Here is a 19,665-nt window from a genome sequence, read left to right as displayed (position 1 = left end):
AATAGGTCTTAGCTAACCAACCGCGACGGCTCCCAACTGCAGAGGGCAATTGGAAGCCTTGACCCCAGAAGGGACGAGTTATGAAGAGTTTGCTTGAACGCCCTGATGACCAAGCCGAGCATGAAGGTCATAGCCATGAGCATGGCGGCATTTTTGGCATGAACACCGAGCTGTTTTTCGCGCTGATCTGTGGTGCTCTCCTGGGTGCCGGAGCCCTCGCAGAAAAACTTGGGCTGATTGATCGACTGCCCCTGATTATGTACGTGTCGGCCTACGTCTTCGGTGGATGGTTCACCACTAAGGAAGCAGTCACCAACATCCGCCAGAAACGCTTCGAGATCGACTCGCTGATGCTTCTCGCCGCAGCCGGTGCCGCAAGCATTGGCGCCTGGGCGGAGGGGGCTTTGCTGCTGTTCCTGTTCAGTCTGGGGCATTCCCTTGAAAGCTACGCGATGGGGCGGGCCAAGAAAGCGATTGAGGCACTGTCCAAGCTCGCACCGGCCACCGCGATCGTACGCAGAGCAAATGGCACGATGGAAATGCCGGTGGAGCTTCTCGTTCCCGGTGACGTTGTCATCGTGCGCCCCAATGACCGCCTGCCGGCCGATGGCTTTGTTGTCGTGGGCTCCTCAAGTATCAACCAGGCGCCAGTGACCGGTGAGAGCGTCCCTGTGGACAAGCAACCTGTCGCTGATGCCGAGCTCGCACGTAGTAAGCCAGATGCAGTCGATGCAAGCTCGAAAGTCTTCGCCGGCACCATCAATGGCGAAACTCTCATCGAGATTGAGGTAACACGGCGCTCCACGGAAAGTACCCTGGCGCGGGTCATCAAGATGGTCAGTGAAGCCGAAGTCAGGAAGTCACCGACCCAGCGATTCACGGACCGCTTCCAACGCATATTCGTCCCGTTGGTTTTGCTGCTGGTAGTAGGGCTGCTATTTGCCGGCATTTTCCTTGACGAGCCGTTCCGTGACTCGTTCTACCGGGCGATGGCCGTTCTGGTTGCAGCCAGCCCCTGCGCTCTTGCGATCGCTACACCAAGCGCCATTCTCTCCGGCATCGCCAGGGCAGCCCGAGGTGGCGTGCTGATCAAGGGCGGTGCGCCACTTGAAGAGCTTGGCTCCTTGAATGCCATGGCATTCGACAAGACCGGTACCCTGACCGAAGGGCGCCCACGCATTACCGATGTAATACCCGTGGGCGGCACGCAGATCGAGGATCTACTAAACGTCGCCATTGCTGTGGAGTCGATGAGCGACCATCCGCTGGCTGCGGCAATTGTGCGTGACGGTGAAGAGATGATTGGCACACGGCGCCGAATCCAAGCCAAGAACATGAGCAACATGATTGGCCGCGGCGTGCGTGCTGAGCTTGATGGGCAGTTCGTCTGGATTGGCAAGGTCGAGATGTTCGGTACCAATGGTATTCCCGCACTGAGCAAGGCTGCCCTGGAGGCAGCAGAGCGTCTACGTCAGTCGGGCCGCACAACCATGGTGGTACGTCGCGCTGACAAGGATCTGGGCGCTATCGGGCTATTGGACACACCCCGAGAGGGGGCCAAAGAGGCACTCCAGAAACTCAGAGAGATGGGCATCGACCGCATGGTCATGATTTCTGGAGACCACAACCGCGTTGCAGAGGCGGTGGCCAAACAAGTTGGCTTAGATGAGGCGTGGGGAGACCTGATGCCGGAAGATAAGGTCAAGGCCGTCAAGAACCTGCGCCTTAGCGCCAAGGTCGCCATGGTGGGTGACGGCGTGAATGATGCTCCGGCCATGGCCAATTCGAGCGTTGGCATCGCAATGGGGGCTGCCGGATCTGATGTCGCCCTGGAAACGGCTGATATCGCGCTTATGGCTGACGACATCAGGCAACTACCATTTGCGGTGGGGCTGAGCCGTCACACGCGATCGATCATCCGCCAGAACCTGTTCGTCAGCCTGGGGATTGTGGCCATCTTGGTTCCATCTGCCATCATGGGCTTGAGCATTGGTGCCGCTGTTGCGATCCATGAGGGCTCCACACTACTGGTCGTCTTCAACGCCTTGCGGTTGTTGGCCTACCGCAGAAGCACCTGATCCCTGAGCTTCAATCATGAAGCTAAGCAGGGAAATGACCTGAAGTAGAAGTACGGGTCGTGCGCGATCAGCGCACGACCCGTATTTTTTCTCACTCGTCGATCCCGATGCGCTTGAGGCTTTCAAGGGCCTTTCCACACTCAGGTGAGCCGTGCCGTAAGCCGCAGGCCAACGCAGCTTTGAGGCTCATGACACCGGCTACGAAACCGACTTGATTGCCGACCCCATGTCCGTTCGCAAATCCCTGATCATACGCAATCTCCACAAGTGCATTGATCGCCGCCAGGGTGTCTTGTTTGTTGGTACTGTTCTGCATATCTACTCCGCGAGCATTCAGCTCATATCGCTCGGTTAGATGGCGGCGCCTTCAGGTTTGGGGTGAGCGAATCCCGCTCCCATAGCCAATCCCTAACGGGGGGCATAGCCCGCCACCGTAAGGAAAATCAGCTATTGAGAGCAGGTGACTCGTTTTGGTCACCCGTGCTGCTCGCATCACCGCATTGGCACTGAGTGGGTACATCCGAATAGCCGCTGTGTTTCTCGACGAACAGCGTCTGGCAGGTGGTGCACCCATAAATCCGCGGCAGAGACTTCAGACCACCTGGCAGCACATCGCTCAAGGGCTCGTTACGCCAAGGAGCCCCGTCAAGGATCTGGGTGCGAAGGATATTTCCCAGCCGCCAGGTGTTAGTTTGTGCGCTCCAGGACCACATTGGCGCCGAAAGCGAATACTGGATGAAGGTCTCCTCCGGCTGCTTGGAGAGCATTGAGTACTTGGGACGGGCCCAGCCGGAATCGATGATGCTGAAACCCATGCCCATCTCAGCACTCGGATAGGTCTGCTCACCGAAGAAACGGTCGTGAGTCGCGGGAGCCGTGGCATGATGGTCAGTCGGCGGAAATACCCATAAGTAGCACTCGCTTCGGGTCACCATTTCAACGAGTTGGCTCTGTCCCCGTAGAGGGAAAGCTGCAGCCAGGGCGAAGCGATCTTTCCACGTGTTTTTCGGAGGCGGTGCCATTCCCGCCGCTATGGCCAGCGTCGCCGTTTTCGGGACGAACCGATCGCCGAGCTCGTTCAGATCCAGATTCTTGCAGAGGGCCTTGAAGGCCTTTTTACGAGTCTTCGAAGTAAAGGAGGGGTCGAGGAGCAGGCGAACCTGGTTCACGCCGATCCCTGAAGCTCGTAGCACCTCGATGATTTCTTCAGCCACGCCGACTGCTTGAAGATCGGTCAATCCCAAGCACTTTTTCGCTCGCTCGCTCGATCGTCTCGTAGAGGTTGTACTGCCTGTCGCTATCACGGCGCACCTGGATTGGCAGTTTGTCTTTGGAGGCAACTTCCGGGGCGACGGAACCAATGGCAGCGTGGAGCAGCTGGTGAATGTGCTGGTGAGGGTACGGGCGACCGGAAGCCGAGAATGAGGCGTGCAGCTGAGCAGCGAGAGGTTGAAGCAGCTTTTTGGCAGACATGACTATCCCCTAATGAGCGACGTTGGGGTAGCTGCGCTTGTAGGGCCGTTAGACGCGAAGCTGGACGTCGAATCAGGTTCAATCATGAGTAGGAGTCAGGTTTGATTTGCTTGCACGGCCACCATGCAAATCCCGACGCGGCAATCTCACCAGATTCGCCGAGCTTTGGCAAGAGAGGTCATCGTAAGCGAATGGAGGTAGGAGGAGGGCGCTCCATGCTTGATCACGTCAGAAACACGAAAGCCGGAAGCACATTGAGCGCTTCCGGCTTTCTCAAGTCAGACTGATGAGAGGAATCAGAAGACGTATTGCAGGCGGGTCACGATGGCATTGCCGCTGTCGTCGCCCACGGTGTTCTCGTTATTGTCGGTACGCACGTTGATGTAGTTGGCACTGACTTTCACTGCCTCGTTGACGTACCAGTTCACACCTACCGTGTGGCTCTTGGCCTTGCGCTCGTTCGACTGGTCCGCCGCAGTAACCAGGTTGCCGTCTTCTACCTTGATATCGTCAAAGCGGTAGAAGACTTCCCAGGCCCCCAGTTCCTTGTTCTCTGGTTTGATAGTGTCGAACTTCGCACCGTCGAGCTTGTAGATACGTGGCTCGCCGGTCAGTGTGTAAGCCATCTGGGCGTAGTAACCGGAAGCCTTCAGGTCATTGTTGGCCTGGTCAGCTTTCAGCTTGCGGCGGAGGTACTCCGCTTGCACCGAGAACGGGCCGGTGGCCCAGGCACCTTCAAGACCCCAGACGGAATCGTCCTTCCACAGACCATCTTGTGCAGCAGCACCGCCAAACAGCATGCGATTGCCATTGGTGCCGGCATCGCCGCCGCCATTGGTATCTACGCCGCGAACGCCCAGACGAGAACGAATCCGGGTGTCGACCGCGCTGTTTTTGAGGTCGCGGTAAGCGTACTGAGCACCGACGTGCAGGACGTTGCCATCACTGTGCAGCGGTGCGAACACGCCACGTACGTTGTAGCGCTTGGTGCTGTCGCCATCCGAGTTGTTGTTGGTTTCGCTGAAAACACTACCGGAGACATAAGCCATATCAGCGATGGTGCTGGTGGCTTGAACACCCATACCGGCGTTGTCGTTGATCCAGTCCGCCAGGTCGTACGAGAGGTTCCGCTCCATGGCGGTGGTCCACTTCGAACTGGTGGCTTTTTCAAGACCGAAGTCGGTATAGAAACGGCCGAAGCGCAGTTGGACCGGCTTGAAACCTGTGTAGGTCAAGCTGGCTTCGTCGAAGTAGCCGTCGGAGTCGTTGCCCGTGTTGCGGGAGAGGTCGTAGTTGACCTGGTACTTCCAGTCTCGGTACAGGGTGCCGCCGAACTCAATGTAGGCTCGACGGAAGTAGGCCGCATCCGCGGTATCGCCATTCTTAGTGAAAACGCCATCGAATCGGCCGTAATCAGCCTGGACCCGACCGCCCAGTTTGAAACTGAATTCCTTGTCAGTAGTCGATACTTCAAGACCGCCCTTGGTCTTCAGAACGAGATCAGCCCCGTCAGTGGTTACTGTTCCGGAGAATGCTTGCGAGGAAAATGTGCCTACTATTGCGGCAGCCAACAGCTTTTCCCGCATGTTCGAAGAACGGATCATTGCTTGCCTCTCGTATGTTAAGTGCTTAGCTACCGACGGTGTATTTCGCCCTGCGTCGGCCTAAATTTATCTTGCAGATGGGAGCAGGCCACGGTTGTCACCTGCTGTAACAAGATGCCTTTGTTCTAAGCACTCTGACTAGATTGCAAGCGAATATGACAGTTGTGTTTCTCTAGTGTTAACGGAAAAATTTGAAACCTAACAATACTGTTACCGAACAAGCCAGTCCTTCTTATCAAAAAAGCTCTTCTTGATCAATCTTCGGATTTCCAGAACGTGCGGATTACGGACAAGCTTCGTTTTGATAACAAGAAAGACATCTTTCTCCTCCAGGTCGTCCAAAAAGCCCGGCACCGGCAGAATGTTCCTCTCCATCTTTCGACTGTAGTCGGGCAGCACACCGATACACGCGCCCCCTACGACAAGGCCACGGGATAAGTTATAGCTCTTTACCCGAGTGGTGCCGCCCTGATGCTCAGCCATTATCGATGCCCACTTTCGTGAGCCCGCCAAAATCTCTTCATCCCAAGGGACAACGAGCATGAAGTTGTGCAAATCCAGACTCTGCACTGGAAGGGTGACACTTCTTGAGTAGCGGCTGGAAATGAACAGCGCGTGCCCAATCCGGCCAAGCCGTTCAAACCTATACGTAGGATGGCGATCAAAGGCGCCATCATCATCTGGGCTCACCAAAGCGATACCCACATCTACCTCACACTCAGAAAGCATCTGCGTTGTGCACTCTGAGTGGATTTCCAGCTGCATTTCGGCATGATCACGCACGTAGGCGACTAGATCGCGGTTCACGATGTCGCTTAGCACTGGCTCTGTAATTGCGAGGGTGAGCCTGGGAACCTCCTTCTCACCGGCCTTACCGAGGCCGTCTGGGCCGAAGAGCTGGCACAGGTAATGGCTAACCCTCTCGCCTGTGCGGGTCAGAGCAAGCTTGTTGTGTTTGTAGACAAACACGGGAGCACCAATGTGCTCTTCCAGTTTCTCCAAGCGTTTCCGAAGGCCTACCACTGGCACATTGAGCCCTCGGGCAGCCTGTTTGAAACTGGCACAACGTGCTGTTGCGAAAAATTCTACGGCCAGCTGATCATCAATTGGCAGATCATCCAATATGTCAGGACTGTAAGGAACAACGCTGCTTGTATATGTTTCATTTTGTGTAACCATTGGTTCCCCCTTAATTAGGGGAATCTATCTCAATGCCACCCAGCATTTCCTTATCGTGTCAACATTGTAATTCTCAGGTCATGCATGCGTTATCGGAAGGCTTTTATTTCGAAAGCGTAATTTTCGAGCAATTCTGTTGATATTGTAGCGTGCTAGCCTAGTGCGCCAACTTAACTGCTTGGCAAATCTAAACTTAGCCAATTGCGCATTTACATTTGATTCACTTTTTTTTCACCTTTGCCTCCATAGGCTTCGGGCATGGAAAATAAAACCCAACCTCTTATTAGCTTACTGATTCGTTATCTGGGGGTCGGCTTCATAGCAACGGGAATCCATTATGCGGTGTTCCTAGTGCTGGTTACGACAGAATTAGCTACTCCTTTGCTGGCCAGTATCTGTGGAGGCATGGTTGGCGCTATCGCAAGCTTTATTGGAAATAGGGCACTCTGCTTTGTGTCAGATGGCTCTCGTAAGTTTCAGCCTGTCAGATTTGCACTGGTCGCGTTAGCCACAAACTTCGGCAATGGCGTGGGTATGTGGTTCCTCATCATGTCGAATCTGTCACCGCTCATTTCCCAACTTGTAGTGACCTTAAGCCTCACTGCACTTGGATTCATTGCACATCGTTTTTGGACATTCAATCATGCAGACATTACATCGCTTTCCCGAGCGCCCTGATCCCTTGTTAACCATCGTGGTCCCTTGCTTCCAGGAAGAGGAAACCATCCCCGAGTTCCACCAGCGCATCACCCGCGTCGTGAAGCGCTTACCCGTCTCCTGCGAAATCCTCTATATCGACGATGGCAGTAACGACCGAACGGCCGACATTCTTCGCCACTATCAGGATGGGTCATCTGTACGTTGTCTGTCCCTGAGTCGCAACTTCGGCAAAGAGGCTGCACTCAGCGCCGGGATAGACCATGCCCGTGGCAGTGCGCTGATCTTCATCGATGTCGACCTGCAGGACCCACCAGAGCTCATCTCGGCCATGGTGGACCACTGGCAACGCGGTTACGACGTGGTGAACATGCAACGCAACCTGAGAGTCGGTGATTCGTGGTTTAAGCGCATGAGTGCCCGGGCTTACTACTGGGTCATGCAGCGCCTGGTGGAGAAGGTGGACATGCCGGCCGATGTCAGCGATTTCCGATTGATTGGGCCTGCGCCGCTGGCAGCACTACGGGCGCTGGACGAACGCTCCAGGATTCTCAAAGGCATGATCGGCTGGGTAGGCTTCCGTACCATCGAGCTGCCCTACAATCGCACCGTTCGCCATGCCGGCAGCACCAAGTGGAATGCAGCTGGCCTGTTCAATCTGGCCATCGAAAGCATCGTCAGCTTCTCTCGCAAACCGCTGCGCATTTTCAGCCTCATCAGTTTCGGTCTTTTCGTCTCCAGCATCTGCTACATGCTTGCGTCGCTTGTGGCAGGCAGTTTCGACATCCATCACCTGATCGTCGGAATGGCTTCATTCATGTGCGTCGGTGTCGCCATGGTGGGGGAGTACCTGGGCGTGACACTCGCGGAAGTGAAGCGCCGGCCTCTCTATTTCCTGAAGCACAGCAGCAAGGCGGATCCCGTGTCACTCCACCCTTCGATGGCTTCGATCGAGGGTAAGAAATGCTGAGCCTGAAAAACGAGCGGACGCTGTGGTGGATCCTGGGTTCGATTTTGCTCTTGCGTTTGGTGGGGCTGGGCATCTATCCACTGATGGACACATCGGAGGCTCGCTACGCTGAAATGGCTCGCAAGATGGTCGAGTTGAATGACTGGATCACGCCCATGTTCGACTACGGGGTACCGTTCTGGGGCAAGCCACCGTTGTCCTTCTGGACCCAGGCCGCGAGCATGACGGTCTTCGGCGTTAACGAGTTCGCTGCGCGTTTCCCGGCGTGGCTGCTGCACCTGGCAAGCTGTTTCATCATCATCAAACTCGGCACGCAGCAGATTTCCCGTAACGTCGGCATCTGGGCCGCCATTATCTTTTCCAGCACCACCCTTGGCCTGGTCTCCAGCGGTGTCGTGCTGACCGACCCTGTTTTGTCGTTCTCGATTCTGCTGGCCAGCTACGGTTTCTGGCGTTGGATGAAGTGCGCCAGCAAGGCGGATGCCTACCTGATGTTCGCAGGTCTCGGGCTGGGCTTGCTTGCCAAAGGCCCTCTGACCCTAGTGCTTATGGGGGCGCCGGCATTCGCCTGGTTCGTTATCTACAAGGAATGGGGACGGGTACTGAGGCTTCCCTGGATCAGCGGCCTTGTACTCATGTTCGGTATATCCGTGCCTTGGTATGTCGCGGCCGAGATGAAAACGCCCGGCTTCATGGAGTACTTCTTCGTTGGTGAGCACTGGAGCCGCTATGTCGTCAGTAACTGGGCGGGCGACCTATACGGCAGTGCTCATGCCAAGCCATATGGCACCATCTGGATCCAGCTCGGACTGTCGCTACTGCCATGGGCCTTTTTCTTACCATTACTGATCCGCAAGCGTGAATCAATGCAGCGCTTCGAGGCTTACCTCTGGCTGTGGGCCTTGGCGACACCGGTCTTCTTCACATTTGCAGGCAACATTCTGTGGACCTACCTGCTACCTGCGCTGCCAGCCTGGGCATTGCTGCTATCCGGACGGATCAGCGATGTTGGCCCGAAGACTACATGGGCTGCCGCGGCGAGTGCATTGGTGCTGCCAATCATCGGTGCGGGCATCATTTACGCCGGGGTACTTGAGGAGCGACCTCAGAATCAGCGAGATGTGGTTCAAGCCTGGCTCAATGTGCAGTCTGCTCATTCCGCTCCCCTGATCTATCCTGGCCGCCGCTCATACTCGTCGGAGTTTTACAGCAGCGGAAAGTCCGAGAACATCAAGGATCCTGCCAAGTGGCCGCAGGATGGCTCGTTCTATCTGTCCAGGCGCTTGCGAGACAGCAAGGATGGTCTGCCCGCTGATTTAGCCTGTACAGCGATCACCGAAGCGAACGCCAGCCAGCTCCTGCTGTGCCATTGGAAACGTACCGTACAAGGTGCCGAGGGTCTGGCCGGAGAAAGCAATGCGGGAACGCCTCGCAAGAACGAAGGCTAAATTCCATGCACAAAAAAGCCAGGTTTTACCCTGGCTTTTTTGTCGATTACTTTCGTCATTTGAAGTCCTATTTAACCGCCGATTAATTGTCGGCTTGTTCCTTACCATCCTTGCTTTCTTTCTTTTGCTCTTGAGCGACTTGTTGTTTGTTCTGGTCCGAAGAGTCATCGCTCCATAGGCGAGCCTGTTCGGTTCGGAAGTTCTCGTTGAACTGTTTCGCTCGCTCGAAGCCGCCCTCAGCGTAAGCGGTACCCATGAGACCCAGCAGCAGGCTGCCAATAGCGATAGATTTGACAAATTTCATTGTTAACCTCGGTTCATACTAGGCCTGCCTGATTAGCGGCCTTTGTTGGTTTGTAGTTTAGGAACGCGAAGCTAACGACAAGGTGAGTCAATAATTACAATTCCGTAATTTTGGCAGCAGACAGGGTGCGTTAAATCTTCAAATCTGGAAGGATCATGTCTATCTCGGCACTGTCGAGGGCGACTAAGATTTTTCTCTTAAATTACAATTTTGATATCTAGCGCGTTAATTCGGCGCGGCGTTGTTGGCCGCCCTAGGAGATAGCCATGAATGACATAGAGCCCTGGGCAGTTGCTATCGGTGACTTTCGCCGCTGCACTGAAAAACTCACTGTCCAGCTCGATGAGCTGACCTCGCAGACGCGCACCTCCAGCGCTGTTCTGGAGAAGTCAAACGAACTGGTGGAGCAGGTGGACGCTGTCGGCCGGCAGATTCAGGAGGAGGTGCGAAAGGCGGAGAAGGCTTGGTCGAGCGCGGAAGAGGTTGCGTTGCGCGCCGCTGCATCAGCGTATTCTGCGGCATGCCGCGGAGTCGACACCGCCATCCAGCCACTGATCTCGGAGCTTACAGCAGCGACAAAGGCCGCAGACGCCTCTATCCAGGAGCTCAAGCGTGCACCGGTGCTGGCCAAGCGTTATGTGATGGTGGTCGCCACGGCGTTCTTCATTCTGGCGCTGATCTGTGTCTACTCGACAATGCGCCTGATCGATGCCGCCGGCAGCGTAAGTGCTCAAGAGAAAGTGAATGCTCAGTACTTCTCCCACCTGTGGAAGAATGCCAATCCTGACGAGCAGAAGATCATCAAGTCGGTGATTCTGCGATCGCCCATGGATCCTGTGGTCCTCCGGCACTGATGCAGTAAGGCAAACAAAAAGGCCCGTCGATTGACGGGCCTATTCAGGTCTGCGCGGTTTAAGCAGCGGTCATTGCCGGCTGCATTAGCTGGGCTGCGGGAAAGTGAAGGTGGAACCAGGTGAAGTTTTCTTCGGTCACCTCCACGCTCGCCGATCCCTGGTGCAGGCTCATGATCGACTGAACGATGGCCAAGCCAAGACCCGTACCGCCTTCGCTCCGTGCTCGGCTCTTGTCCACTCGGTAGAACCGCTCAAACAAGTGCGCGTGGTGTTCCTTGGCAATACCGCGGCCGGGGTTGCCGACACTCAACGTCGTACCGCTCGCACTATGCTGCACCTTCACGTAGACCGTGCGGCCGCGAGGGCAGTAACGGATTGCGTTCGAGACCAGATTCGAGACGGCACGTTGAACCATCAGGCGGTTCCCGCGCACCACGTCATCACTGCCAGAGATCTGCAGCTGGATCTCGCCTTCTTCTGCCGAAATGCTGAAGAGATCGCACACTCGCTGAACCTCGTCCACCAAGGAGACGGGTTCGAACTCCACCATGGATGCTGGATGACTGACCTGGGCCAAGAACAGCATGTCGGAAACCATGCGGCTCATGCGGTCCAGTTCTTCTGTGCACGACTCCAGAACCTCCCGGTACTCGGAAAGCGATCGTTCTCTGGTCAAGGCAACCTGGGCCTTGCCCATCAGGTTGGAAAGCGGTGCTCGAAGTTCGTGAGCAAGGTCGTCAGAAAACTGCGAGAGCTGCTGAACTCCATCATCCAGGCGAGCCAGCATGATGTTGATGCCGTCGGCGAGCTTCTTGAGTTCTGCCGGCATCCCATCAGTCGGAAGACGATGGTCGAGGCTCTCGGTTGAGATCTTCGACGCGATCTTGAGGAATTTGGTCAGAGGCAGCAGGCCTCTGCGCACAGTCCACCAGCCAATGGCCAGGATCAGCGCGAGGATGACAGGGGACATCATCAAGGCCCAGGTCAGCAACGCATCGAGTAGCGCCTCACTGGATGACTGGTCCATGGTCATATAGACGCTGACCTCTGTTCCATCGCCCAAGCGCATGATCCGAGAAGCACTCAGCAGAGGACGGTCCTGCGTATCACGCCATTCGTGCTCTTTGGGCTGGGCCGCCGGCTGAAACTTGTGCACCTCCAGGTTGACCTGTTTCGAGCCAATCGAGAGCAGGGGAGTCTGGTTCTGTGAGGTATCGAATATGCTCACATACAGGTTGTTGTGGCCCATGACCAAGTCGACAAGCTGATGCGCATCCGCGTTGACGCCGGAGATGTCCGGGATGGTGGACAGGTTGTGAGCCATCCCCGCCATCTTTACTTCCAGGTCCGCTCTGGCATTTCTTTCCAGAGCCTTGCCTACCATCATATAGCCGAAGGTGGCGAACAGAAGCAGCAACGCTGCGCTCATCAACCCAACTTTTAACCCCAGCTTTGCAGCCAGGCTGAATGGCCTCATGCGCGCTCCTCAAAAACGTACCCAACGCCACGAAGCGTGTGAATGAGCTTGGTTTCAAACGGGTCATCGATTTTCGAGCGCAAGCGCCGGATGGCGACATCGATGACATTGGTGTCGCAGTCGAAATTCATATCCCACACCAACGAGATGATTTGGGAACGAGTCAGCGCTTCGCCCGTTCTGCTCATGAGCAGGTGCAGGAGCGCAAACTCCTTGGTAGTGAGATCGATGCGAGTGCCGCCGCGGAAGACCCGGTGGCGCACCGAGTCGAGTTCCAGGTCTGCAATTTTCAGTGAGCTCTTCTCGACTAATTCATCGCCACGGCGCTGCAGCGAGCGGATGCGAGCAAGCAACTCTGGAAATTCGAAGGGCTTCACGAGGTAGTCATCCGCGCCGCCGTCCAAGCCCTTGAGCTTGTCATTGATGCGCCCGCGGGCGGTCAGCATGATGATGCGAACCCGGCTGGTTTTTCTGATGGTTTCCAGCAGGTCCCAACCATCGATGCCTGGGAGGTTAACGTCTAGTAGAACCAGCGAGTAGACGTTAGTGTTGAACAAGTGCAGGGCATCAACACCGTTGTGCACGATATCTACGACATACCCGCTTTCGGATAGGCCCTGCTGAAGATATTCGGCAGTTTTTATTTCGTCTTCCACAACTAGAACGCGCATAACTTATCTCAAGGTGTGAGGAAGGAGTTGGCCTAATCCGCCAAGATTATGGTTGCAGGCTGTTCGTAAGTTCGGCTGAAGGTATGGCATGTGGTAGTCGCTACCTCTGTCCATACGCCGGGGTCACCTGAGGACGCTTGAATCTTAACGCGAAGAAGCTGGCCGCGGCGAAATCCTACAAATTTGTAATGTAGCCGCAAGATTTCTGACAGTCATGCAGGCTCCACCTCTGAGCTTAGCGGATTCTGGGGCCTGCGACGGTGTATGACAGCTTCGCCTGACAGGTGGAATCGGCCAGGACAGGCAGTATTTCGGTCGTTAACTTGCAGAGACTGGACTGGCCTTGGATCGAGTGCGCCACGCAGGCAGTCCCCATGCACAGCCACAAACTGCTACGTCTTTCTGCGATTTAGTTCACGTGGCGGCTCAGTAGTCTCTCGAATAATTACCTTACAATCCATTACATATCCAAATTGTAATTGCGCGATCATCTTGGTGTTAGCCTCTTTTGCTAGTTTAAGGCCAGCGGAAGAGGCATCGCTGCTTTGGAAATTGTCTCATTTCAAAGCGGCTTGGCAAGAGCAGCGGGCAGTTGTTCTCGTCAATGCATTCACCTGTAAACCATACGCTCCTTTGGTAGGTGAATTTTAGCGCCCCCTACGGGCGCTTTTTTATTAAGGGACTTCTTATGAACACTACTGTATCAGCGATCGCCTTGTTTATGCTCTTCACATCACTAACAGCCAATGCACAAAGCGGCATGGAAATAAACCAAAGCATTGAACGTTCTGCTAGAGAGGCTACTGCGGATTATGCTCAGCGCGTAAAAAAGCCCATGCCTCAACTTGAAGACTATGCCTACGGTATGGACCTTGATGTTGGTAAGTTGGTGTATGTATCACCCAGCGTGCGGTACTGCGGTAATGTAAGAAGTATGATGACCTACGAAGACTCGAAAGGCGAACTGCACATGGTTCGTTACTTGGTAAAAGGCGAGTGTGTCAATAGCCGATAAATAATCGCTTCTGCAGCTAGGAGCTGCTCTAGCGTTACCATCAGTTTTCACATCAAAACAAGTTGGCGAGCGCCCAGCTGGATGGCACCTATTCTATAATAGGTGCCATCCGCGAGCTTTAAAACGGTTGACGCGTTCCAGTATCAGGCGCCGACACTCATCCGTCTCGATCGAATAAAGAACGGAATGAGCCTGATGTAGATCAATTCACATACCAACTCGATCAAGGTCTGTGTGATAACCGCTGCGGCTGCCAGGCTGCGAATGTCCTCCGGAAGAGCTAAGGCGAGCGGCAATACAACCAGCGAATTTCGCGTAGCACTACTGAACACCACCGATCTCGCTGAAGGAGCATCAAGGCCAAAGGTCCTTGCAACAAAAGCGCCGAGGATCGGGGCGAGAAGCATGAAAGCGAGATAGACCGGTATGACCGGCAGCAGCCTGTCAAACTCCTGCACAACAGGCGAGATCTGCGAGGCGATCACAACGAGCAGGACACCTGTCATAGCAGGGACGGGCATCCAGGCCCAGGCATTATTCCACCGCTCAATGGTTCGTGAGCTTTTGGCGCCGGCAGCTGTCAACACTGCCAGTACCAGTGGTAGGACAATCAAGAGCAAAAATGCTTCAGCAAAGGGCCCGATAGAAATTACCACCCCAGAGCTTTCTGCGAACATCAAGGCTAGGTACAGGGGCAGGAGCACCAGCTGGAGTAAGAGCAGGATTGGAGTAGCTGCCAAGGTTAGTTTTGAATTCCCTTTACCAATGTGTGTAAAGACCACCACATAGTCGATACACGGCGTGAGGAGTACCAATAGGGCGCCTGCCATTATCGCTGGGTGGTCCAGTAAACCTAGGCTTAGTCCCCAGACCAGTAAAGGCACGGCAACGAAATTTGCAGTGAGCAACGCTCCCATGAAGCGTTTGTTCTTCAGGCCTGCGTGCAGATCGAGGAATGGAATCTGCAAGAACATGGCGTACATCAAAATGGCGATGGATGGCGTGATCAGGGGGCTTAACTCCTGAGCAGCGTCTGGGGCCATGAGGCCAAAAATAGCGGCCAGCACGACGGCCGCAAAGTAGATCGGGATTTGCTTGTGTTCGAGCGCTTCTCTGTCCACACCTAGTCCTTACAACGATGGATCAATTCTCCGGCGGCAGGGTAATATCTGTAGCTGCTACAGATTCAAGCAATTATTGAGGTAGCCTTCATGTCAGGCATTGGTGAGCTGTCCCGAACGAGCGGGTGCCCCGTAGAAACCATTCGATATTACGAAAAGGTAGGCCTCCTTCCTCTCCCGGTGAGGTCTGCAGGAGGGCACAGGATTTACAGTGAGATGCATCTCTCGCGTCTAATCTTCATACGGCAAAATCGAGAACTGGGTTTTTCTTTGGCAGATATTCGTGAGCTGATGACCCTAGCGGAAAACCCTGATAGCCACTGCGGAGAGGCCCTAACGGTCGTTCGGAAGCATCTGTCGGAGGTGGAGAGTAAAGTCGCCAAACTGCAAAAAATTCGGTCGGACTTGCTCAGGATGGCCAGCAACTGCGAAAGCGTTTGCTTGGGTGCAGCAACCTCCGATTGCACCATCGTAGAGGGTCTATTCGCCCCAGCAGCCAGCTCGCGAAAGGGCTGCTGCTCATAATCTCAGTGCACCCTGGGAGAAGTAAATCTAGCGTGCCGTCATACTGATTGTAGATAGGGCACGCTGATTTGTGACACGTTTAAGCTAGTGCGTGGGCGCTGCGACGGTTTCATGAAAAGTCGCTCGCTCGATCTGAATGGTGCAGTGATGGATTTCATATGCATCGCTGACAGCATCCACGACGGCCGCCAGCACAGCATCCCCATCTGCAGAATCCCGTACCACTACGTGCGACGTCATCACGTTGCTACCACTGCTGACGGCCCAGACGTGCAAGTCATGAACGTCCGTGACCCCATCTACACCGCGGATGGTGGCCTCGATTGCCGTAACGTCGAGCCCCCTTGGCACACCCTCCATGAGGATCCCCAGGCTTTCGCGAAGCAACTGCCACGTCCGCGGCAGAACCCAAAGGCCGATTGCCACAGCGACAATCGTGTCGACCCAGGTCCAGCCGGTGAATCGGATGATGAGTGCCGCGATGATTACGCCTAGCGATCCGAGCATGTCGCTCCAAACTTCGAGGTAGGCGCCTTTGACGTTAAGGCTCTCGTTGCTCGCAGATGCCAGAAGGCGCATCGAGATTAGGTTGATGATCAAGCCGGCGATTGCGATCCACATCATCGCTCCGGTAGCGATCTCCGCCGGCATGAAGAAGCGCTGGTAGGCCTCGTACAAGATGTACATTGCCACCAGGAAGAGCAGCACGGCGTTGAACGTCGAAGCCAGAATCTCTAGGCGCGCATAGCCGAAGGTTCTTTTCTGATCCGCCGGCCGCTTGGCTATCTGAAGTGCAATCAGTGAGATCGCTAGGGCGGCAGTATCTGTGAACATGTGAGATGCGTCCGACAGCAGCGCCAGGCTGCCGGTAATCCAAGCACCAATCACTTCGGCAATCATGAAGCTGCCGGTCAAGGCTAGCGCCATGATTAGCTTCTTCTGATGCCCCTCGCGTACTGCAGCGCTGCCATGGTCATGATTTGAACCCACGTATTTCTCCTTGCGCAGGGTTGTGGTCTCGTTGGCCTTTCTGTCTGCCGATCGTTAGAGCGTCGCCTGGCCACACTGACTGCAGAATTTTGCTCCTGCACTCAGCAACGAGCCGCAGGCGGTGCATCCACTCGATAGTGGTGTCCCGCAGTTTAGACAAAAGCGTGCTGATGGATCATTGGCTGTCCGGCACTGCCTGCAGCCCTGCAGGTCTTTGATGGGGGCTGGAGTGGCAGGACGCCCGCCGTCATACACCTGGTTGCCGCCGTCGCAGCCCTGCTGCCGGCCATGGCGGTCATATTGCTCGGCCCCATGTCCTCCGCTGTGGTGCTTGCCTCCGCCGTGGTTGCCACGGCCATGGTGCCCGCCCAGGATATTTTTGAAAAAGCTCATGGTATTCGCCCCTCATTGATGGGTGACATATTAACGAGCAAAAGTTGAAAAGGATGTTCTGCTCGCGAGAAAGACTTGTAAGTTAAAGTGAAAGTTCAAAATTAGCCTACGTCAAAACGAAACCGTTTTGTTTGTGAAATTAAATTTATCTAGCCGAGCGGTGCTCTGCGCTTAATGGATGGTGTCGCCCTAATTTTGATCATAGCCTGATCGATGGCAATCAAAACAGCAGTTATTGCATTTCTGTCAGCATTGTAATCACGAGGTCATCGTGTCGTTATCAGGGGCCGGAAATAATGCGCTCAGCGAGATTTATTTCTCTTTTGTCCCTATGCCTCACACATTCTAAGCGTCTCCAACGCCTAGGGCCTAAGGCCTCTGGCGCTCCGCACATTGCGCAATCGCTCAGCATCTGTCGATGGTTTGCCAAGCAGCTCCCGCTAACTCCACAGCTAACGCATGGATAAGCAGCCTCTCAGAGTTCGATAATGACACCTTCAAAATCCATTGTTCACAACCTGTTAAGTAAATGGATCTTTGCTATTCGCACTGCCCGACAGGAAGGCATCAGCACTAATCTGCTCATTGGGCTGGTAACTCTTTGGTTGCTGCTATTCGCGAATGCTGAGCTCTGGAGCGTGCTCTGGAAGCTGGTATTCAAAACCGATGAAGTGAACTGGCTGCTAGCGGCTAGCCTCCCAGTCATAGTATTCGCATGGGTGTTTACCGTTCTGAGCTTGCTGTCATGGGCGCGGCTGACCAAACCTTTGCTATGCCTCGTACTGATCAGCGCGGCTTTTGCGAGTTACTTCATGAATGCCTATGGCATCGTGATCGATTACACAATGTTCACCAACGTTGTGGAGACAGACGTCGCTGAGGCAACCGAGCTGCTGAATTGGAAGCTCGGTCTGTGGGTCGCAATGGTTGGGGTGTTGCCCGTCTACCTGATCTCCCGGGTTCCCCTCCGGCGCAAGCCTTGGGCCAGAGCTTTGGTCAGCAGGGTCATTGCTCTGTCGCTCGCTCTGTTGACCTTGTCTGGCATCGTGCTGAGTCAATACCAGTCATATGCCTCCTTGCTGCGCAACAATCGGGAGATCCGACTGATCCTGGTACCCACCAACTTGTTTGCGGCTGGCCATGGTTACCTGAAGCGCCAGCTGGCCACACCTAAAACGCTGACGGCCATTGGAACTGATGCGGTAGTTAATCGACAGGGGGCGGCCCGTAAACCTAGGCTGCTGGTACTGGCTGTAGGAGAGACCGCGCGCTCCGCCAACTTCTCCCTCAATGGCTACACCCGTGAAACGAACCCGGAGCTGGAAAAACGCAACGTCATCAGCTTCTCCAACGTCAGCTCCTGCGGCACCGCCACCGCAGTTTCGTTGCCATGCATGTTCCTGGATGTGGGTAAGGCCGAGTACAAAGATGGCTTGGCCAAGAGCCGAGAAGGGCTGCTCGATGTGCTTCAACGCGCAGGCATTAGTGTCATGTGGACTGACAACAACTCGGGGTGCAAAGGGGTCTGCGACAGGGTTCCCAACCACAAGGCTGCCTCTCACGCGGATCCCCAACTTTGCACCAGCGAGGAGTGTAAGGACGGGGTGCTGCTCGCGGAGATGCAAGACTTCATCAAGCGTCAGGAGGGCGATGCTGTCCTGGTGCTCCACTACAAAGGCAGCCACGGCCCGGCCTATTACAAGCGCTACCCCTCGCAATTCAAGAAATTCGCGCCGGTATGCGAGACCAATGAACTCGACAAATGTAAGCAGCAGGAGGTGGTCAATGCCTACGACAACTCAATCCTCTATACCGACTACGTTACAGCTGGGCTAATCGACATCCTGGCAGTGAACAATAAATTCGACACTGCGCTCATGTACGTTTCGGACCACGGAGAGTCACTGGGTGAGGGAGGCCTCTACCTGCATGGGCTGCCTTATGCGATGGCTCCGGACGAGCAAACCAAAGTGCCACTGGTGCTCTGGATGTCTGACTCCCTCGTGAAAAGCGAAAAGCTCAACATGAGCTGTTTGAAGGCACAGGCAAGTTCACCTCTGAGCCATGACAACCTGTTCCACACCGTGCTCGGGATGATGAGTGTCCAGACATCCTCGTACCGATCAGCGTTGGACTTCACGGCTCCTTGCAAGACTTTGGCCATAAGCTCTTACTCAGGCCTCTAACTTCTAGATGTGGATTGGATCTTCTGCCAAGCGGGTCGGCGACGGCCCGCTTTGACAGTTGTTGCATTCGCACCATCTAGTGAACGATAGAGGATAGTACTCAGGGGTAGCACATCGTTCATGCGAGAAATTGCTATCGGCAGCGGAGGGATCACTTGGTCAGCCAGGATTCGACAACCTCAGCGCCATATTCGTTTTTCCAAGCCTTGAGCGTCTTTTGATTTCCTCCCTTCGTTTCGACAACTTCACCGCTGTGAGGGTTTTTGTAGACCTTCATTTCGCGTGGTTTTCGAGTGTTTTGGGGGGCGACATCAGCGGAGACCATCGCTTGCGGATCGAGGATCAGCACTACTTGGCGCAGGCCGTAGCCGTACTCGTTTAGCAAGCTGCGTAGCTTTGTTTCGAATTCCATTTCCTGCTTCAGTGCGGAGTCATTTTTCAGCGCTTCGAGCTCGGCCAGTTGGGCTGCGAGCTGTTGTTCGAGCAGGCGGAATTCAGCGAGACGAGACATACAATTCTCCAAGATGATGATCCTTGATCTTACAGCCACGAAAGCTAGGAAGCTAACTATCTTGAGCCCACTCACGTGGTCCATCAGCTGAAAGATTAATCCACTATCAAGGCGCGCTCTAGAACGCTCCCCTTGGAGTAGTCAGTTTATCCCGGGAGCAAGGGCTAGCTCAGGTAGGTAGGGCAAGGAAGAAAAAAACCGCCCCGAGG

The 19,665-nt window shown here is 54.8% G+C and carries 20 protein-coding genes; 8 read left to right on the top strand and 12 right to left on the bottom strand.

Going from position 1 to position 19,665, the window contains the following annotated elements; all coding sequences use genetic code 11:
• Positions 1 to 80 precede the first annotated feature (80 nt).
• Positions 81 to 2,078: a heavy metal translocating P-type ATPase gene (locus IMX18_RS18720; protein ID WP_137163144.1), complete on the top strand. Its 1,998-nt coding sequence runs from the start codon at positions 81 to 83 to the stop codon at positions 2,076 to 2,078.
• A gap of 91 nt (positions 2,079 to 2,169) precedes the next feature.
• On the opposite strand, the gene IMX18_RS18715 is transcribed toward IMX18_RS18720, so the two are convergent.
• The 5 genes from IMX18_RS18715 to IMX18_RS18700 form a co-directional block, all read right to left on the bottom strand.
• Positions 2,170 to 2,394, bottom strand: coding sequence for a hypothetical protein (locus IMX18_RS18715; protein ID WP_004576058.1), 225 nt, complete (start codon positions 2,392 to 2,394; stop codon positions 2,170 to 2,172).
• 127 nt (positions 2,395 to 2,521) lie between these two features.
• Positions 2,522 to 3,292, bottom strand: a complete 771-nt coding sequence (locus tag IMX18_RS18710) for a hypothetical protein (protein WP_225903907.1) — start codon at positions 3,290 to 3,292, stop codon at positions 2,522 to 2,524.
• Entirely contained in the window at positions 3,285 to 3,551 is a 267-nt protein-coding gene (locus IMX18_RS28620; RefSeq protein ID WP_225903906.1) for a hypothetical protein, read from the bottom strand. Before IMX18_RS28620 ends, IMX18_RS18710 begins: the two co-directional genes overlap by 8 nt.
• 296 nt (positions 3,552 to 3,847) lie before the next feature.
• Positions 3,848 to 5,137, bottom strand: coding sequence for an OprO/OprP family phosphate-selective porin (locus IMX18_RS18705; protein ID WP_411829475.1), 1,290 nt, complete (start codon positions 5,135 to 5,137; stop codon positions 3,848 to 3,850).
• Between the two features lie 228 nt (positions 5,138 to 5,365).
• Complete coding sequence (locus IMX18_RS18700) at positions 5,366 to 6,334, bottom strand: LysR family transcriptional regulator (protein ID WP_137163147.1); 969 nt, start codon at positions 6,332 to 6,334, stop codon at positions 5,366 to 5,368.
• Positions 6,335 to 6,592: 258 nt separating this feature from the next.
• On the opposite strand from IMX18_RS18700, the gene IMX18_RS18695 reads away from it, so the two are divergent.
• The 3 genes from IMX18_RS18695 to IMX18_RS18685 are packed head-to-tail and all read left to right on the top strand — an operon-like array spanning position 6,593 to position 9,409.
• Complete coding sequence (locus IMX18_RS18695; RefSeq protein WP_137163148.1) at positions 6,593 to 7,012, top strand: GtrA family protein; 420 nt, start codon at positions 6,593 to 6,595, stop codon at positions 7,010 to 7,012.
• Positions 6,978 to 7,961, top strand: a complete 984-nt coding sequence (locus IMX18_RS18690; protein WP_003253446.1) for a glycosyltransferase family 2 protein — start codon at positions 6,978 to 6,980, stop codon at positions 7,959 to 7,961. Before IMX18_RS18695 ends, IMX18_RS18690 begins: the two co-directional genes overlap by 35 nt.
• Positions 7,955 to 9,409, top strand: a complete 1,455-nt coding sequence (locus tag IMX18_RS18685) for an ArnT family glycosyltransferase (RefSeq protein ID WP_137163149.1) — start codon at positions 7,955 to 7,957, stop codon at positions 9,407 to 9,409. The genes IMX18_RS18690 and IMX18_RS18685 overlap by 7 nt, the downstream gene beginning before the upstream one ends.
• Before the next feature lie 82 nt (positions 9,410 to 9,491).
• Here IMX18_RS18685 and IMX18_RS18680 read toward each other — a convergent pair whose 3' ends face one another.
• Complete coding sequence (locus tag IMX18_RS18680; protein WP_003253450.1) at positions 9,492 to 9,713, bottom strand: hypothetical protein; 222 nt, start codon at positions 9,711 to 9,713, stop codon at positions 9,492 to 9,494.
• A 266-nt stretch (positions 9,714 to 9,979) separates the two neighbouring features.
• Between IMX18_RS18680 and IMX18_RS18675 the strand changes: the two genes are divergently transcribed.
• Positions 9,980 to 10,567 (top strand): hypothetical protein, encoded by a 588-nt coding sequence (locus IMX18_RS18675; protein WP_217190055.1) that lies wholly within the window; start codon positions 9,980 to 9,982, stop codon positions 10,565 to 10,567.
• A gap of 58 nt (positions 10,568 to 10,625) precedes the next feature.
• Here the strand turns inward: IMX18_RS18675 and IMX18_RS18670 are convergent, their stop codons facing one another.
• Both IMX18_RS18670 and IMX18_RS18665 read right to left on the bottom strand, forming a co-directional pair.
• Complete coding sequence (locus IMX18_RS18670; RefSeq protein WP_137163151.1) at positions 10,626 to 12,044, bottom strand: heavy metal sensor histidine kinase; 1,419 nt, start codon at positions 12,042 to 12,044, stop codon at positions 10,626 to 10,628.
• Entirely contained in the window at positions 12,041 to 12,715 is a 675-nt protein-coding gene (locus IMX18_RS18665; protein WP_003253457.1) for a heavy metal response regulator transcription factor, read from the bottom strand. The genes IMX18_RS18670 and IMX18_RS18665 overlap by 4 nt, the downstream gene beginning before the upstream one ends.
• Before the next feature lie 688 nt (positions 12,716 to 13,403).
• On the opposite strand from IMX18_RS18665, the gene IMX18_RS18660 reads away from it, so the two are divergent.
• On the top strand, positions 13,404 to 13,730 hold the full coding sequence (locus IMX18_RS18660; protein ID WP_137163152.1) for a DUF2790 domain-containing protein: 327 nt from the start codon (positions 13,404 to 13,406) through the stop codon (positions 13,728 to 13,730).
• Between the two features lie 143 nt (positions 13,731 to 13,873).
• On the opposite strand, the gene IMX18_RS18655 is transcribed toward IMX18_RS18660, so the two are convergent.
• A complete protein-coding gene (locus IMX18_RS18655; protein ID WP_137163153.1) occupies positions 13,874 to 14,851 on the bottom strand; it encodes an arsenic resistance protein in 978 nt (325 codons plus the stop codon).
• A 90-nt stretch (positions 14,852 to 14,941) separates the two neighbouring features.
• Between IMX18_RS18655 and IMX18_RS28555 the strand changes: the two genes are divergently transcribed.
• Positions 14,942 to 15,376, top strand: a complete 435-nt coding sequence (locus IMX18_RS28555; RefSeq protein ID WP_137163154.1) for a MerR family transcriptional regulator — start codon at positions 14,942 to 14,944, stop codon at positions 15,374 to 15,376.
• An 84-nt stretch (positions 15,377 to 15,460) separates the two neighbouring features.
• On the opposite strand, the gene IMX18_RS18645 is transcribed toward IMX18_RS28555, so the two are convergent.
• Together IMX18_RS18645 and IMX18_RS18640 are read right to left on the bottom strand one after the other, a co-directional pair.
• Complete coding sequence (locus IMX18_RS18645; protein WP_137163155.1) at positions 15,461 to 16,366, bottom strand: cation diffusion facilitator family transporter; 906 nt, start codon at positions 16,364 to 16,366, stop codon at positions 15,461 to 15,463.
• Positions 16,367 to 16,420: 54 nt separating this feature from the next.
• The gene (locus IMX18_RS18640; RefSeq protein WP_080604714.1) at positions 16,421 to 16,759 is read right to left on the bottom strand and encodes a zinc ribbon domain-containing protein; all 339 of its coding nucleotides are present in this window, start codon (positions 16,757 to 16,759) and stop codon (positions 16,421 to 16,423) included.
• A 488-nt stretch (positions 16,760 to 17,247) separates the two neighbouring features.
• Between IMX18_RS18640 and IMX18_RS18635 the strand changes: the two genes are divergently transcribed.
• Positions 17,248 to 18,945 carry a phosphoethanolamine transferase gene (locus IMX18_RS18635; protein WP_137163156.1) on the top strand — a complete coding sequence of 566 codons (1,698 nt, stop codon included), beginning with the start codon at positions 17,248 to 17,250 and terminating at the stop codon, positions 18,943 to 18,945.
• A gap of 151 nt (positions 18,946 to 19,096) precedes the next feature.
• Here IMX18_RS18635 and IMX18_RS18630 read toward each other — a convergent pair whose 3' ends face one another.
• Positions 19,097 to 19,456, bottom strand: a complete 360-nt coding sequence (locus tag IMX18_RS18630) for a histone-like nucleoid-structuring protein, MvaT/MvaU family (protein WP_137163157.1) — start codon at positions 19,454 to 19,456, stop codon at positions 19,097 to 19,099.
• Positions 19,457 to 19,665: the final 209 nt, after the last annotated feature.

It is taken from the genome of Pseudomonas shirazica (assembly GCF_015168335.1).
GTDB classification, from domain to species: Bacteria; Pseudomonadota; Gammaproteobacteria; order Pseudomonadales; family Pseudomonadaceae; genus Aquipseudomonas; species Aquipseudomonas asiatica.
Note: the sequence above shows the minus strand (reverse complement) of the source record. Positions and strands in the feature narration are given on the sequence as shown.